The following is a 13,693-nucleotide window of genomic DNA, read 5'->3' on the forward strand; positions in this document are numbered from 1 at the left end:
CGTTTAAACTCTGCGCTGAAATTTCTTTTTTTCATTATGACACCTGTGTTGTTCTGAGGTGAGCATATCACCTCTGTTCAGGTGGCCAAATTCAGTAAACCACTTCACACCAAGCATCGGCGCCCGGTGCTTGAGGTTGGCTCTGTAGTTACCCGCTGATGCGGGAGAAATGCTTTGGTCGGTGTGGTGGATTCGTGGACCGGATTGATCCGTGAGCATCACGAATCAGCTGCCCACCACACCCCAAAACATTCCAGTTACGCACCATTGCCGCTCTCCCTGAGCCCGCCGGGCGTCCGACGCATGGTTTACTGTCGCGCCGTTCGACTGACCGAATCTCCACTTCGCCGCTGGCTAACTTCGCTCAGCTGTCGATGTTTCGTTTCGATGGATTAAGGATACAGATAAAACTGTATTATCGTCAACAGACAAAACTGTATTTAATAGCGTGCGAAACATATGTTTCTGTATTTATGAGTAATTTATTTTGTAAGGACGAAAAAAAACCGGCGTTAGCCGGTTTGATTAGACGTTTGAGAGGGGGTTTTAGCGTTTGCGGCGGTAAATACGGTGCTCAATCATTACACCGATAATGGTTAAAGGTTGGTGATCGCTGTTAATGACAGGGTAGTCGTCATTGAGTGGGACCAGTTCAAAGTGCTGGCAGCCGAGAGGGTCTACCCATGTCGGGCGGTATTTTTTGAAGGTTGCCTGTGTTCCGCCGTTCTTCGCAACAACAAATTCCCCAGGCGTGGGTTCTACCTCAGGGTCGACAATAATAACGTCACCAGCCTTAAAATCTGGTTCCATTGAGTCGCCTTCAATACGCAACGCAAAGGTGTGCTGGGACACATCCAGATCAGTAAGTATGTATTCAAGGCTGCCATCGAAAGCCTCGATAGGGTTTTTCTCAGCCAAGGCTCCTGCCTGTACGTAGCTTATCAACGGAACTCTCCTGCTGTTGATCTCTGCCATCGGCATAAACGCGCCGCCGTTCATTAGCCAATCGGCGTCGCATTTAAGCGCCTTGGCTATTCCAATTATATTACGTGGCTTGAGAGTTTTCCCATCTTCAATGCTCTGCCATGACTGCTGCCGAATACCGGCCTTCTCAGCAGCTTCTGTCTGGGTTAATCCCAGCTCAATTCTTTTTTGTTTAACGCGATCCGCAAGGCTCATAAATCCCTCTCTCTGTATGCCTTGATAGTCACAGTTAAAACTGTAATTGACAAACAGAAATAACTGTCACAGAATACAGATAAAACTGTGGAGGTGATATGGAAACAATTTCTCAACGCCTCAAGCAAAAACGTGAAGAGATGAATCTGTCTCAGGACCAGTTAGCAAAACTGGCTGGCATGAAACAGCAATCACTTCAGGCCATCGAGGCCGGGACTACTAAGCGTCCACGTTATTTGGTTGAGCTGGCTCGGGCTCTCAAATGTGAACCTGAATGGCTTCTTTTTGGCGATGAGCCGAATAAAACAACAGCCGCTTAACGGCGGCTCTAACCACGAAAGGGAAAGCAATGCATTCACTTGCGTATCAACAAGGTAACAAATTTTCGCCAACGGCGATGATTTACCAGAATCGCCGGGAACCTGATTCCTCGGCGTTAAACATCGATGGGATCCGCGCAGCCGTACGCGCCTGGGCAGCTGATTGCCGCAGCCGTGAATTTGTCGCCGCTCTGATTGTTGAAGAGTGGCGGGCAACCGGCGGCACCGGGCTGGATATCCCGACTGACTCACACCGCCAGATGCAGAAGGTGTTCCGCTGGATCGACGGAGACACCGAATATGCGACCAACAACATTCGCCAGCTGGCGCCGGCAATCATGTCCGTCCTGCCGCTGGAGTATCGCAACCGCCTGACACCGCAGAACGACACGATGTCGCTTATCGCCTCTGCGATGAAAGAGTGTGCCGAGGCTAAGCAGGCTGTCCTGCTGGACGCCCCAGAGCATCAGAAGCTGAAAGAAGTAAGCGAGGGTATAGCATCGCTGTTCCGCCTCATGCCGGAGCAGGTAGGGCCGCTGATGACGATGGTTACGTCGATGCTGGGGGTTATGTGAGAAGCACCAGAAAAGAAAAAGCCCTTGAAGCGGTAACTTCAAAGGCCCTTATCACACTGTGTTACGCCAAGTAACGGGAGTAAGTATGTCAAACACCGCTGAAATAATCAATTTCCCAAATAAAACCGAACAACCGGGAGGTCGTATGGCCGACCTGTCGAACGGGTATACCAAGGTCGCTAACGAGATCCAACAGCTTAAGCCTCGCCTGAGACTGTCAGGCCGGGAATGGCAATGTTTTGAGGCGGTGATCTGGCTTACCTACGGCTGGAACAAGAAACAGGACCGCGTGACAAATACGGTTATTGCCGAGCTTACGGGCCTGAGCGATACGCATGTATCTGACGCGCTTAAGTCTCTCGCAGAACGCAAAATCATCTTTTCACAGAAGCAGGGCATGATGAAAATCGTCGGTGTAAACACTGACCTTTCAGCATGGAATTTAGACAAACCGGAAACGGGAAGAAAATTCCCGAAAACGGGAAAATCCTTCCCGAAATCAGGAATAACCTTCCCGAAAACGGTAGACACCCAATACAAGAACAAGAACAGTATTAAAAGATCTTCGTCCGAGAATTCTGACGAATCCTCTGACGTACGTCTGAAGAAATTTTTATCAGCTCATCCTGAAGCTGAGGTCTACACGCCATCCGGTGCGAAGTGGGGCTCTGCTGAAGACCTCAAAACCGCCCAATGGATATCTGCCAGGGTGAAGCAGATTAACCCAACCTGCAAAGCCCCGGACATGACCTCCTGGTCTAACACCGTTCGCCTGATGCGCCAGATAGACAACCGGTCGCACCAGGACATCTGCGCGCTGTACGACTGGGCAAGCAAGCACCACTTCTGGCAGACCAACATCCTGAGCCCGGAAAGCCTGCGTAAGCAGTGGGACAAGCTGACAATGCAGCGAAATGCTGGTGGCGAGCATCGCGCCGCTAAGCCGGATCTGGACTTCAACAACACTGACTGGGCCTATGGGGTGATCCGATGAAATCTCTTGCAGAGCAGATGCGTAACCACGACCGCGAGCAGATGAGCCGTATGGCCCATAACCTGCCAGAGCAGTACCAGGAGCGCGCGCCGGTCGAGCAGGTAGCGCAGGTATTCAACAAGCTGTTCAACGAGCTGCGCGCCGCGTTCCCGGCCAGCATGGCAAACTTCCGCACCCAGGACGACCTGAACGAATTCCGCCGTCAGTGGTTGCTGGCGTTTCAGGAAAACGGGATCCACTCAATGGCCCAGGTTGAAGCCGGTATGCGAGTGGCTCGCAGCCAGGTACGCCCATTCCTGCCGTCGCCGGGCCAGTTCGTCGCCTGGTGCAAACAGAGCGGCGGGGTGCTGGGCGTCAACGTTGACCAGGTGATCGCCGAATACTGGGACTGGCGTAACCGTTCGTTCGAGTTCACTTCCAGTGAACAATTCCCCTGGTCGCAGCCGGTCATGTACCACATCTGCGTTGAACTGCGCCACCGCAGCACAGAGCGCCAGTTAACTCATGGTGAGCTGGCGCGCGAAGCGGGCGATCTGCTGGACATGTGGGAGAAGCGCGTCACCGAGGGTAAGCCAGTACCGCCGGTACGCCGGGCGATTGCCGCACCGGCTGCCGAGCATGGGCCGACGCCGATCCAGCTGCTTCAGGCCAAGTACAACCGCAACAAGTCGAACGGGATAGTGTGAGATGAAAGGCAAACAGGCAATTCTGCGTTATCTCGAAACGCACCGGACCTTCACCGCGAAGGATGTTGCCACAGAGTGCGGCATGACCATCAACTGCATCACGAAGAACGCTATCGATCTGGAGCGGGCCAAGAAGATTGTCCGAGTGAGCAAGGTCTGGCGAACGGTGACCTATCGCCTAGCGACACCGGAAGAGCAGGCTGGTACCGCGCGCAGTTGTACCAACGGAATATTTCAGGAGTGCCGCAACAGCGCGGCGATGAAGCGAATTTTAAGCGTATACGGGGTGAGAGCATGAAACCGAGTTATGAAGAGTTAGAGCAGCAACTTGCAGTGTCTCAGCGCGAATTCCGTGCTACTGATGCGACTATCGAGAATCTGCAGATGCAGCTCAATGCAGAGCGCGAAGCGAAGTTGTCGCTGGCTGCGGAGAATGCGGGGCTGAATAAATACATCACGCAGAGTTGCTACGTGTTTGACGGTGAGCAGCATGAAATATCAGACGCGTATATCTGCGCTACAGATGGCGGGATACCAGAAACCCCAGCAACCGACGCTTTTTTTGATGACTTACGGGAGAATGCCCACAAAGAAGGCGCGCACTTTGTTGCTAACAGAATGCTGGCTGCATGGGATGCTGGTTTTATTGATGATACCGCGAAGAACGCCGCTGACATTGCGAGGATGATCCTTACCTCCACAGAGTTTATGGCTGATGCGCCGGAGGGGGATTTCGATCGCTCTTTCGCTGATGGCGTACTCGAAGACATCGCCGCCCAGCTTCGCAAAGGAGTGCAGTCATGAGCAACATCGACAAACTTATGGAAAAGCTGAAATCGGCTGCGCTAAAGCTTAACTGCGAGCAATGGCAAACACGCAATGGCTTTAGCGGCGTTGAGGTGATTGTTAAAGGCAGTGTGGCAAAGGGGCATGGTTGTGTGAGTTATCAGCCGGTCGCTTCTGAACTGGTTGATACCAAAACGGCAAAGGCAATCGCTTTATTTTGTCCGGCCAACATTTTGGCGCTGCTGGATGAGCTGGAAGCCAAAGATGCTCAAATAGCGAATCTTACCGCCGAACGCGATGCTCTTCGTGAAGGCGAGATGGGCGACGCCAAGCATAGTAATACACGGGCCGCAGCGGATATCTATTTCCAGTTGGTCGAGGAGTGCGAAATACCTGCCGGCGGCTCACTGGTTGAGTATGTAAGCCGGCTTCGTGAGTGTGCTGAGGCAGGTAAAGGAGTGTGATCATGAAACAGGGTGACATTATCGAAAGCGTCCACACCGGAAACAAATTCATCATCGAATACATCTCTAACGATGGGAAAAGTTTTGTGCTTGTCTACCAGGCTGATGCTACTCAGCCATCTCGGTGTTATGCGGATTATGACATCAGACGCAGTTTCAGGAAGGTGAACCCATGAGCACACTTACCAAAGAATGGCTCCAGCAGACAATCGCGGAGCTTGAAGAAGAGCGCGATGCGACGCCAGGCGCAGTAAACGAAGATGCGGCTATGGCGCTGGCGGCGATGAAGCTGGCGCTGGCCTCGCTCGAAGCGGATGGTACCCTCGCCAGTGAGGGTACCATAACAGCCACGCAGTTTAAGCCGGTAGCAGACCTCTACGAGGTAACCGTACCTAGCGGCAGGTCGACAACTTTCACAAAGTATGCTGCTGAGGCATCGGACTGTAGAGTAATGGGGTGGTCTGTGCAGGAATATGTCAAACTTGAGCGCTATCAGGCCGCAATGCTTCAGGGTGCGGCTGGCAACTCTCCGGTGATTCCGGATGGTTGGGTGGCTTGCAGTGAGCGTATGCCAGACATCGGCACAGAGATATTCTATTTCTGCAAGGATGATGGCCTGAGAGATTGCGGTATTGTTAGTTCATCAAATTTTAGCGGCAGAGGCGACGCACAGTTATACGTTCATGCAGAAGGCTATGACCTGCGTTTGGGCGTAGATATAACCCACTGGATGCCACTGCCAGCAGCACCGCAGCAGGGGGATTCTTTTTAATGTATTTGTTATAGTCCTTTATAGGTAACAATGATTCTCAAATCACGACCTATAGCATTGAGAGAGTCGTTAACGAGGACATAGTCTTTTCTGGGGGTGATATTGCTCGCCCCTTCCAAAGTACTCGCTATAAGATTCAGGTTTCTCGATGCTTTAATTATGCTTTTATGCTGAGGAAGTAAACGTAATTTAACGAAAGCGCCATATAGGGGGACCGCGTTAGATTTTGAAAGCAGTAGGGCCGAAGCGTGCTTTATTTCGTCAATCACTTCATTACTGGCGCTTAAGTTAATAATCTTGTTTTGCTCCCGTAAAAGAATTGCTGAGACCATCCCCAACTGCTCTTTGAAAGAGAGGTAAGGGTCCAAGATGCCCTTTACAAGAATGTGACCCGTCACAAAGACACAAACACCAGTAATGATAGTGGTAAATACCACGATGCTCATATTCCACCAGGCTAATTAGTTATTAGTGCTGACATGGTAATCCAGACATTGCCCATGAGGCGAGATGAATTATTGAATTTGTGTTAGGGTTTGGAGTCTAAGGTAATCCCTTCGGAAAGAACGCAGGTAGCTAGAAAGGTAAGTGTATTAAAAACAAAAGCTTGCAAACGATGTTCTCCCCGCGTTGATTTCCAATAATCATCAAGCCATAATCATGTCATCGGAGCCTGAACAACTCCGGTGACTTCTGCGCATTTAAGGGGACTTAAATGCGACCACAATCTGAACTCCTCACCTTGTCACAGATGCAGAAATGCACCTGCGATTTTCTGCATTCTGCGTTACCTCTCGGAGGTGGCGTATGAAGCAGCACTACTGCATCGTCAATGACACCGTTAAAGAGAACCTCATCGCGTACATTCGCACCCTGCCGGTAAACCCTCGCGCACCGATGGTAGTCGAGGCCAGGGAAGAGACACGCACCGACAAGCAAAACCGCCTTATGTGGCCGCTACTGAAAGACCTGTCTGACCAGGTAGTCTGGCACGGCGAAAAGCTGACCCGCGAAGAATGGAAGGACCTAATCACAGTTCTGGTGAATCAGACTCAGGACCAGGAGCAGAAGTCCGCGCCGGGCATCAACGGCGGCCGCGTATATTTCGGCGTCCGCACATCCAAATCCAGCAAACGCTACATGGTCGACGTCATTGAGGCGATTTACTGGTTCGGAACCGACCGCGGCGTGAAGTTCTCCGAAGCATCCAGTAAGCGCATTGCCTGGGCGCAAGAGTGGAGGGCTTCCCGTGGGTAGCCCTCTCGCACGCGTCATCACAAACGAAATCTTCCGCGTTCCGGCGCGCCGCCAGCGTAAGCCAGCGGTTAAGCCGTCCGACGTCCCGACCCTGAAAGACTACACCGCCCGCCTGGTGGATCAGAAATGGCTGCGTCTCGCGGCACGGAGGGCGCATGGCTAATTTATGCAAAGCGGCACGCGGGCGCGAATGTCAGGTGCGGATCCCCGGCGTATGCAACGGCAATCCTGAAACCTCAGTACTGGCTCACATTCGTCTTGCTGGCCTCTGCGGGACCGGAATCAAGCCGCCTGACCTGATCGCCACCATCGCATGCAGCAGTTGCCACGACGAGATTGATCGCCGCACCCGTCTGGTCGATGCGGAGTATGCAAAGGAGTGCGCGCTGGAAGGCATGGCTCGCACGCAGGTCATCTGGCTTAAAGAGGGGCTCGTAAAAGCATGAATGAATACCGCATCAGTCTCCCATGGCCGCCGAGCAACAACCGCTACTACCGGCATAACCGCGGGCGCACGCACATCAGCACAGAGGGGCAGGCGTACCGCGACAGTGTCGCCAGAATCATCAAAGACTCAATGCTGGATATCGGCCTGGCTACACCCGTGAAAATACGCATTGAGTGCCATATGCCGGATCGCCGCCGCCGCGACCTGGACAATCTGCAAAAGGCCGCGTTCGACGCCCTGACGAAATCCGGGTTCTGGCTCGATGACCAGCAGGTCGACTACTACAGCGTGAAGAGGATGCCAATCGTCAAAGGCGGCAGGCTTGAACTGACCATCACCGAACTGGAGGCCGAATGAATCACACAGACTTCCTGCGGTACCAGGCAGAAAGCGTTAAGCGCGCCAGCATGCCGCCAGTAGCAAAGCACAGCCAGACCAAAACAAACCAGCCACAGAAGGAAGCCGCATAATGAAACTGGAATTAACCAACGACCAGCATCAATGGGTAGACCAGTGGCTCCAGTTGTGGGGCGCATGGTGCCAGACCGGCAAGATTGATAAAGCGATGATCAACATGATTGCCAGATTCATGGCTACCGTCGAGCCCCAGCAAGCATCACGACCGGTATGTAGTGATGATGACGGGATGCTCATTGATGCTGTCATTCGCCACTACCTGAAGAATGTGGATGAAAATGCCTGGCGGGTTATCTTCGCCTACTATGTCTGCAACTCCAGCGAGATCCGAATTGCATTATGGCAGCATGCAGTAAGTAAGCCTCGCCTTATGAAGACGCGTGGCGGAAATCAGTACAAACACCCAAGCATCTCGACAATCCGTAGAGAGGTGAAGCAAATCATCAATGCTTCATTGTTCTGTTTATACCAACCGTTTCAAAATGCGTTTAACGATCGCGAAAATGTGAGGAAAATTGCAAATAAATCACACAACGTGCTTGCAATTTAATGAACAAATGAGCAAACTAATTCGTATATGTTGCCATTGTTGTGTGTGACATGAATGAATACCAAGCCTCGCCATCGTGCGGGGCTTTTTATTTGCCTGTAGCTCAGAGGAAAGAGCAACCGCCTTCTAAGCGGTTGGTCGCTGGTTCGAATCCAGCCAGGCGAGCCAAACCCAGCCAGGGTATTTACGGCCAGAGAGCCGACATTGCCTTACCCTCATCTTCCCGGCCTGTCGCCGGGTTTTTTATTCAGGCCGCAGACAATCAATTCCAGATGCCCAGTAGCTATCGTGTCTGACGGCCATTCCTACTACACAAACAGCACCCCGTTCTTTCGGAGGTGATATGGCTAAACGTATGCAAGATAAAGAAAGCATTGCCGGAGTGTCATGGCTGATTGTCCTTGCTCTGTCATGCTGGGGCGGCCTGGTCCGATACCTTATTGACGTTAAGCAGAACAAAGCTACCTGGAGCTGGATCAACGCGCTGGCGCAAATTGCAGTATCCGGCTTTACCGGCCTTATTGGTGGCCTGATTAGCGTAGAAAGTGGCCTGAGCCTTTACATGATTCTGGTTACGTCGGGCATTAGCGGGGCGATGGGTTCCGTGGCTCTGACCTATTTCTGGGAACGCCTGACGGGGATGAAGAATGCAAACCAGTGATAAAGGCATTGCCCTGATCAAGCAGTTCGAAGGCTGCAAACTCACCGCCTACCATGACAGCGTCGGAGTCTGGACGATCGGTTACGGCTGGACTCAGCCTGTCGACGGTAAATCAATCCGCGCCGGGATGACGATTAAGCAGGAAACTGCGGAGCGCCTGCTGAAAACCGGGCTGGTTAGCTACGAGAGCGACGTATCCCGCCTGGTTAAAGTGGGGCTGACTCAGGGGCAATTCGACGCCCTGGTGTCGTTCACGTACAACCTCGGCGCCCGGTCACTGTCGACATCGACCCTTCTGCGAAAACTCAACGCCGGTGATTACGCTGGTGCATCCGATGAGTTCCTGCGCTGGAATAAAGCTGGTGGGAAGGTGCTGAATGGCCTGACACGTCGCCGTGAGGCAGAGCGCGCTCTGTTCCTGTCGTGATTGGTGCACTGGTCAAGCGTTACTGGTTGCAGCTTCTGGTGGTGGCGTTAATCGGCGTGCTGGCGTTCTTCGTAAACCGCTACCGCGACAACGCCATTACCTACAAAGACCAGCGAGATAAAGCAACCAAGAGTCTCCGCCTGGCTAACGAAACCATCAAAGACATGCAGATCCGCCAGCGTGATGTCGCTGCACTGGATGCCAAATACACGAAGGAATTGTCCGATGCGAAAAAAACCATTAACGATTTGCGTCGGGATGTCGATTCTGGCGCTAAACGGCTGCGCATCGCCGCAACCTGCCCTGGAGTGTCAAAAGCCACCTCCGCCACCGGCGTGGATGATGCAGGAACCCCCGAACTTACTCCAGACGCTCGACGGAATTATTTCGATCACCGGGACGGAATCGCAACCGCTGACAAAATGATTCGCGGCATGCAGGACTACATCAAAGAGCAGTGTCTTAAGTGATTCGTCACCCAAATAACAGAGCCTGACTTCGGTCGGGCTTTTTTATGCCCGAATTTCACCGCGCACCGCAGCGCATTCAACCCACGTCGAACCATACCCTTTGAAATGAGCCTTTGAGGAAGTCAGTTAGTGCTGGCGAGCCTCGACGGGCTGATTTCCTATGCGGCAAAGGTTCATCTCAAAGAAAGGTACACGCCATGCAATTAGTTGAAATCAAGAAGCTCGACCTGGTCACCAACTCGGCAGTGATCGCCAGTGGTGTCATGAAGGATCACAAGCCAGTGATTCAACTCATCAGGAAGTACAAAAGCGACCTCGAAGAGTTCGGAAGGGTGGAATTTGAAATGCGACCCTTTCAAACCGATGGAGGCATGCAGAAGCAGGAAATAGCACTGCTAAACGAACAGCAAACCACGCTGTTGATCACCTACATGCGAAACAATGAAGTTGTGCGTGAATTCAAAAAGCGCCTGGTAGCTGAATTCTTCACTATGCGCAGTGCGCTGGCGAAAAAGAAGATGGACCGCAACTCCGCGCGCCTGGAATACAAACCCATGACCGACGCCATCAAGCATGAGCGTGAGGCGCAGGGTAAGCAAATCGCCCCGCATCACTTCAGCAACGAAGCTGACCTGATTAACCGGCTGGCGCTGGGCATGACGGCGGCCAAGTTCCGTGTGCATCACGAAATCGGGAAGAAAGAGCCGATCCGCGATTACCTGACGCCGGAACAAATTCACTGCATCACCGAGCTACAGCGCGCCAACACGGTATTCATCAGCATGGGGTGGGACTTCGAACAACGCAAAGAAGTGCTGCGCGGCATGTTCGAGCGTAATCACCGCCAGCCACTTATCGAAGAGCAGCACCGCTTGGCCGCATAACCACAAATCTGTGGTTTTTGAGAGCCACTTTCACAGCGGCTTTCCATTACAAAGCTCATCTCCGGGTGGGCTTGATAATGGATATCCCACTGAGCGGATAAATCAAAAATAACCCCTGCAACGGATAATGACGGAGCAACAAATGGCAAAAGCCAAATGGCACAGACTTCCGGCATTCACCATTCCGCTGTTTCAAAGTGCGCATGTCTACCTCGCAACAACCAGAGAACAGTTTCAGCACGCTGATAAATTCCTTGGCGGCAGCGGGGATGAGAGGCCGTTTAACTCTGGACTGGCAAGCAACTATGAAAACACCGATACCGGAGAGCGTTGCTACCTGATCGGAGTATTCGATAATCAGATATCCACGCTCGTTCATGAATGCGCTCACGTATGCTTTTACGTTTGCTGTGATGTCGGCGTGACAACCAAGCCGGAAGACGCCAACGAAACGTACTGCTACATGCTGGATCGCATGTTCAGTCACTTCCTGCCATACATCAAACAGGAATAAACAATATGGCAAAACCGGACTGGGGCGCGCTTCAGCAACGGTTCCTGTCCGACCATGCCGTAACCGGCGTATCACCGAAGGATTGGTGTGAAGCGCAGGGACTGAATTATGCAACCGCACGCCGATATATCAAAAAACCTTCTGCGCAAACTGCGCAAAAATCTGCGCAGAAAAAAGTGCGCACTGCGCAGAAAGAACAAAGCGCAGAAGAGCTGGTGGATGATGATGGATTAACGGCACAGCAAAGGCGTTTTGTCGCAGAATACCTAAAGGATGGTAACGCCACACAAGCAGCTATCAGGGCGGGTTATAGCAAAAAATCCGCTGAACAAATCGGTTATCAACTTCTTCAGAAAACTTCAGTTGCACAGGCCATTGCGCAGCAGCAGAAAGCCTCCATTGCGCGCACGCTTGGCAGTGCTGATGAGGTTCTCTCCCAGATGTGGCAACTTGCCACTTTCGATGCAAACCAGCTTTCACAGTATCGTCGCGGAGCTTGTCGCTATTGCTGGGGCTTTGGCCACCAGTATCAGTGGCGTGATGCCGTGGAGTTTGAAGAGAAGCTCGCTGAGGCTGTAGCGAAAAAAGGTAAAGAGCCAAATGATAGGGGCGGCTATGGCTACGATCACACCCGAGAGCCTAACCCTGGCTGTCCGCGCTGCAACGGCGATGGTATTGGCCAGCCGTATTTCGCCGACACCCGGAAACTCTCCCCTGTTGCTGCTCTGGCTTATTCCGGTGTGAAGCTGGGGAAGAATGGCGTCGAGATAACCGCTATCAGCCGCGAGCGCATGTATGAAGCCGTTATGAAGCGGCTTGGCCTGGCAGATAGCGAATTCGCGCAGCGCCTCCAGCAGATCGAAATCGACCGCCGGCAGCTGGAGGTTGAGAAACTCCGCAAAGAGCTGGCCGGTGATGGTGATGATGACGAACCAACGCCAGTTGCAATCAATATCAACGTAGTGGACGCGAGGGCGGAAGATGGGGATCAGCCCGACACTTAATATCCCTCAGGCGCGGTTCCTGGCAATGCAGCACAAATTCAAAGCCTACGTTGCTGGGTTCGGTTCCGGTAAGACGTGGGTGGGTTGTGGCGGCATTTGCAAAGGAATGTGGGAACACCCGAAGATTAACCAGGGCTATTTCGCGCCAACGTACCCGCAAATTCGTGACATCTTCTACCCGACGATTGAAGAGGTGGCCTTTGACTGGGGGCTGACCGTCAAAATCAACGAGGGGAACAAAGAGGTTCACTTCTACGAGGGGCGACGGTACCGCGGGACAACTATCTGCCGCTCGATGGAGAAGCCCGGCTCGATAGTCGGCTTTAAAATCGGTAACGCGATGGTGGATGAGCTGGACGTTATGGCGGCTGCCAAAGCGCAGCAGGCGTGGCGAAAAATCATTGCCCGTATGCGTTATAAGGTTGATGGGCTGCGTAACGGTATTGACGTCACGACCACGCCAGAAGGGTTCAAATTCGTCTACCAGCAGTTCGTTAAGGCTGTGCGTGAAAAACCTGAGCTTTCTGCTTTGTACGGGCTGATTCAGGCCAGTACGTTCGACAACGCGAAGAACCTGCCCGCGGATTACATCCCTTCGCTGATGAACTCCTATCCTCCGGAGTTGATTAAGGCGTATCTGAGGGGGCGCTTCACCAACCTGACCAGCGGCACTATCTATCACCAGTTCGATCGACGCCTGAATAACTGCACCGATGAAGAACAGGCAGGCGAGCCGCTGTATATCGGCATGGACTTTAACGTTGGCAAAATGGCAGCCATCGTCCACGTCCTTCGGAATGGCGAGCCGCGCGCCGTTCGCGAATTGATAAAAGTTTATGACACGCCGGCCATGATAAAGCGTATCCAGGAAGAGTTCTGGCGCTACGAGGGCGGACGCTACGTGTCGTCCAGGCAGATTTATATCTTTCCAGATGCCTCTGGTGATTCGCGCAAATCGAATAACGCCAGCGCTACGGATATTGCGCAGCTCAAACAGGCCGGATTCAGCGTGGTGGTAAACGCAGCCAACCCGCCAGTGAAGGATCGCATCAACTCCATGAACGCCATGTTCTGCAATGGCAACGGCGAGCGCCGCTACAAAGTGAATGTTGCTCGCTGCCCGGTCTATACCGACAGCCTTGAGCAGCAGGTATGGGCGGCAAACGGCGAACCGGATAAATCAGCCGACAACGATCACCCCAACGATGCTGGTGGCTATTTCATCGTGAAGCAATTCCCGATCATCAAGCCGACCGGAAAAGTCACTCAACTACGGATGTAATTC

The 13,693-nt window shown here is 52.7% G+C and carries 22 protein-coding genes, 1 tRNA gene and 1 pseudogene; 22 read left to right on the plus strand and 2 right to left on the minus strand.

The annotated features are described in order from the left end of the window. Positions 1–546: 546 nt before the first annotated feature. Positions 547–1,179 carry a LexA family protein gene (locus ACOTW6_RS00005; protein ID WP_017693163.1) on the minus strand — a complete coding sequence of 211 codons (633 nt, stop codon included), beginning with the start codon at positions 1,177–1,179 and terminating at the stop codon, positions 547–549. 98 nt (positions 1,180–1,277) lie between these two features. On the opposite strand from ACOTW6_RS00005, the gene ACOTW6_RS00010 reads away from it, so the two are divergent. From ACOTW6_RS00010 to ACOTW6_RS00045, 8 genes and pseudogenes are all read left to right on the plus strand, one after another. Continuing rightward, the gene (locus ACOTW6_RS00010; RefSeq protein ID WP_017693164.1) at positions 1,278–1,499 is read left to right on the plus strand and encodes a helix-turn-helix domain-containing protein; all 222 of its coding nucleotides are present in this window, start codon (positions 1,278–1,280) and stop codon (positions 1,497–1,499) included. Positions 1,500–1,528: 29 nt separating this feature from the next. Next, the gene (locus tag ACOTW6_RS00015; protein ID WP_062932851.1) at positions 1,529–2,074 is read left to right on the plus strand and encodes a toxin YdaT family protein; all 546 of its coding nucleotides are present in this window, start codon (positions 1,529–1,531) and stop codon (positions 2,072–2,074) included. An 85-nt stretch (positions 2,075–2,159) separates the two neighbouring features. Beyond that, complete coding sequence (locus tag ACOTW6_RS00020) at positions 2,160–3,068, plus strand: replication protein (protein ID WP_219241102.1); 909 nt, start codon at positions 2,160–2,162, stop codon at positions 3,066–3,068. Continuing rightward, entirely contained in the window at positions 3,065–3,754 is a 690-nt protein-coding gene (locus tag ACOTW6_RS00025) for a replication protein P (protein ID WP_421766208.1), read from the plus strand. The genes ACOTW6_RS00020 and ACOTW6_RS00025 overlap by 4 nt, the downstream gene beginning before the upstream one ends. A 1-nt stretch (position 3,755) precedes the next feature. Then, entirely contained in the window at positions 3,756–4,052 is a 297-nt protein-coding gene (locus ACOTW6_RS00030; protein WP_421766209.1) for a protein ren, read from the plus strand. Further along, entirely contained in the window at positions 4,049–4,558 is a 510-nt protein-coding gene (locus ACOTW6_RS00035) for an ead/Ea22-like family protein (RefSeq protein ID WP_421766210.1), read from the plus strand. Before ACOTW6_RS00030 ends, ACOTW6_RS00035 begins: the two co-directional genes overlap by 4 nt. After that, positions 4,555–4,995: pseudogene (locus ACOTW6_RS00040) on the plus strand (ead/Ea22-like family protein); the annotation flags it as partial. The gene ACOTW6_RS00035 and the pseudogene ACOTW6_RS00040, both read left to right, overlap by 4 nt. A 181-nt stretch (positions 4,996–5,176) precedes the next feature. Further along, entirely contained in the window at positions 5,177–5,776 is a 600-nt protein-coding gene (locus ACOTW6_RS00045; protein ID WP_246893686.1) for a DUF551 domain-containing protein, read from the plus strand. Positions 5,777–5,784: 8 nt separating this feature from the next. Here ACOTW6_RS00045 and ACOTW6_RS00050 read toward each other — a convergent pair whose 3' ends face one another. After that, positions 5,785–6,222, minus strand: a complete 438-nt coding sequence (locus ACOTW6_RS00050; RefSeq protein ID WP_048981893.1) for a hypothetical protein — start codon at positions 6,220–6,222, stop codon at positions 5,785–5,787. Between the two features lie 361 nt (positions 6,223–6,583). On the opposite strand from ACOTW6_RS00050, the gene ACOTW6_RS00055 reads away from it, so the two are divergent. From ACOTW6_RS00055 to ACOTW6_RS00120, 14 genes are all read left to right on the plus strand, one after another. Then, positions 6,584–7,033, plus strand: a complete 450-nt coding sequence (locus tag ACOTW6_RS00055) for a recombination protein NinB (RefSeq protein ID WP_032647533.1) — start codon at positions 6,584–6,586, stop codon at positions 7,031–7,033. Further along, positions 7,026–7,196, plus strand: coding sequence for a NinE family protein (locus tag ACOTW6_RS00060; RefSeq protein WP_193152047.1), 171 nt, complete (start codon positions 7,026–7,028; stop codon positions 7,194–7,196). Before ACOTW6_RS00055 ends, ACOTW6_RS00060 begins: the two co-directional genes overlap by 8 nt. Further along, positions 7,189–7,479 (plus strand): DUF1364 domain-containing protein, encoded by a 291-nt coding sequence (locus ACOTW6_RS00065; RefSeq protein WP_015964709.1) that lies wholly within the window; start codon positions 7,189–7,191, stop codon positions 7,477–7,479. Before ACOTW6_RS00060 ends, ACOTW6_RS00065 begins: the two co-directional genes overlap by 8 nt. After that, entirely contained in the window at positions 7,476–7,838 is a 363-nt protein-coding gene (gene rusA / locus ACOTW6_RS00070; RefSeq protein ID WP_032680713.1) for a crossover junction endodeoxyribonuclease RusA, read from the plus strand. The genes ACOTW6_RS00065 and rusA overlap by 4 nt, the downstream gene beginning before the upstream one ends. Then, positions 7,835–7,951: a hypothetical protein gene (locus ACOTW6_RS00075; RefSeq protein WP_094166857.1), complete on the plus strand. Its 117-nt coding sequence runs from the start codon at positions 7,835–7,837 to the stop codon at positions 7,949–7,951. Before rusA ends, ACOTW6_RS00075 begins: the two co-directional genes overlap by 4 nt. Beyond that, positions 7,951–8,448: an antiterminator Q family protein gene (locus ACOTW6_RS00080; protein WP_421766211.1), complete on the plus strand. Its 498-nt coding sequence runs from the start codon at positions 7,951–7,953 to the stop codon at positions 8,446–8,448. The genes ACOTW6_RS00075 and ACOTW6_RS00080 overlap by 1 nt, the downstream gene beginning before the upstream one ends. A gap of 92 nt (positions 8,449–8,540) precedes the next feature. After that, positions 8,541–8,616 (plus strand) — tRNA-Arg (locus ACOTW6_RS00085). A gap of 187 nt (positions 8,617–8,803) precedes the next feature. Further along, positions 8,804–9,109, plus strand: coding sequence for a phage holin family protein (locus tag ACOTW6_RS00090; RefSeq protein WP_122008274.1), 306 nt, complete (start codon positions 8,804–8,806; stop codon positions 9,107–9,109). Continuing rightward, a complete protein-coding gene (locus ACOTW6_RS00095; protein WP_421766212.1) occupies positions 9,096–9,536 on the plus strand; it encodes a lysozyme in 441 nt (146 codons plus the stop codon). The genes ACOTW6_RS00090 and ACOTW6_RS00095 overlap by 14 nt, the downstream gene beginning before the upstream one ends. Next, the gene (locus tag ACOTW6_RS00100) at positions 9,533–10,006 is read left to right on the plus strand and encodes a lysis protein (protein ID WP_148369387.1); all 474 of its coding nucleotides are present in this window, start codon (positions 9,533–9,535) and stop codon (positions 10,004–10,006) included. The genes ACOTW6_RS00095 and ACOTW6_RS00100 overlap by 4 nt, the downstream gene beginning before the upstream one ends. Positions 10,007–10,203: 197 nt before the next feature. After that, on the plus strand, positions 10,204–10,890 hold the full coding sequence (locus ACOTW6_RS00105) for a Rha family transcriptional regulator (protein WP_032665504.1): 687 nt from the start codon (positions 10,204–10,206) through the stop codon (positions 10,888–10,890). Positions 10,891–11,032: 142 nt separating this feature from the next. Next, positions 11,033–11,404, plus strand: a complete 372-nt coding sequence (locus tag ACOTW6_RS00110) for a hypothetical protein (protein WP_032621551.1) — start codon at positions 11,033–11,035, stop codon at positions 11,402–11,404. Between the two features lie 5 nt (positions 11,405–11,409). Then, positions 11,410–12,408: a terminase small subunit gene (locus ACOTW6_RS00115; protein WP_148369385.1), complete on the plus strand. Its 999-nt coding sequence runs from the start codon at positions 11,410–11,412 to the stop codon at positions 12,406–12,408. Next, entirely contained in the window at positions 12,386–13,690 is a 1,305-nt protein-coding gene (locus ACOTW6_RS00120; RefSeq protein ID WP_044596244.1) for a terminase large subunit domain-containing protein, read from the plus strand. Before ACOTW6_RS00115 ends, ACOTW6_RS00120 begins: the two co-directional genes overlap by 23 nt. The last annotated feature ends 3 nt before the right edge of the window (positions 13,691–13,693 follow it).

Origin of the sequence: Enterobacter cloacae complex sp. IR5403, from assembly GCF_049238705.1 — a bacterium.
In the GTDB taxonomy this organism is placed as follows: Bacteria; Pseudomonadota; Gammaproteobacteria; order Enterobacterales; family Enterobacteriaceae; genus Enterobacter; species Enterobacter hormaechei_C.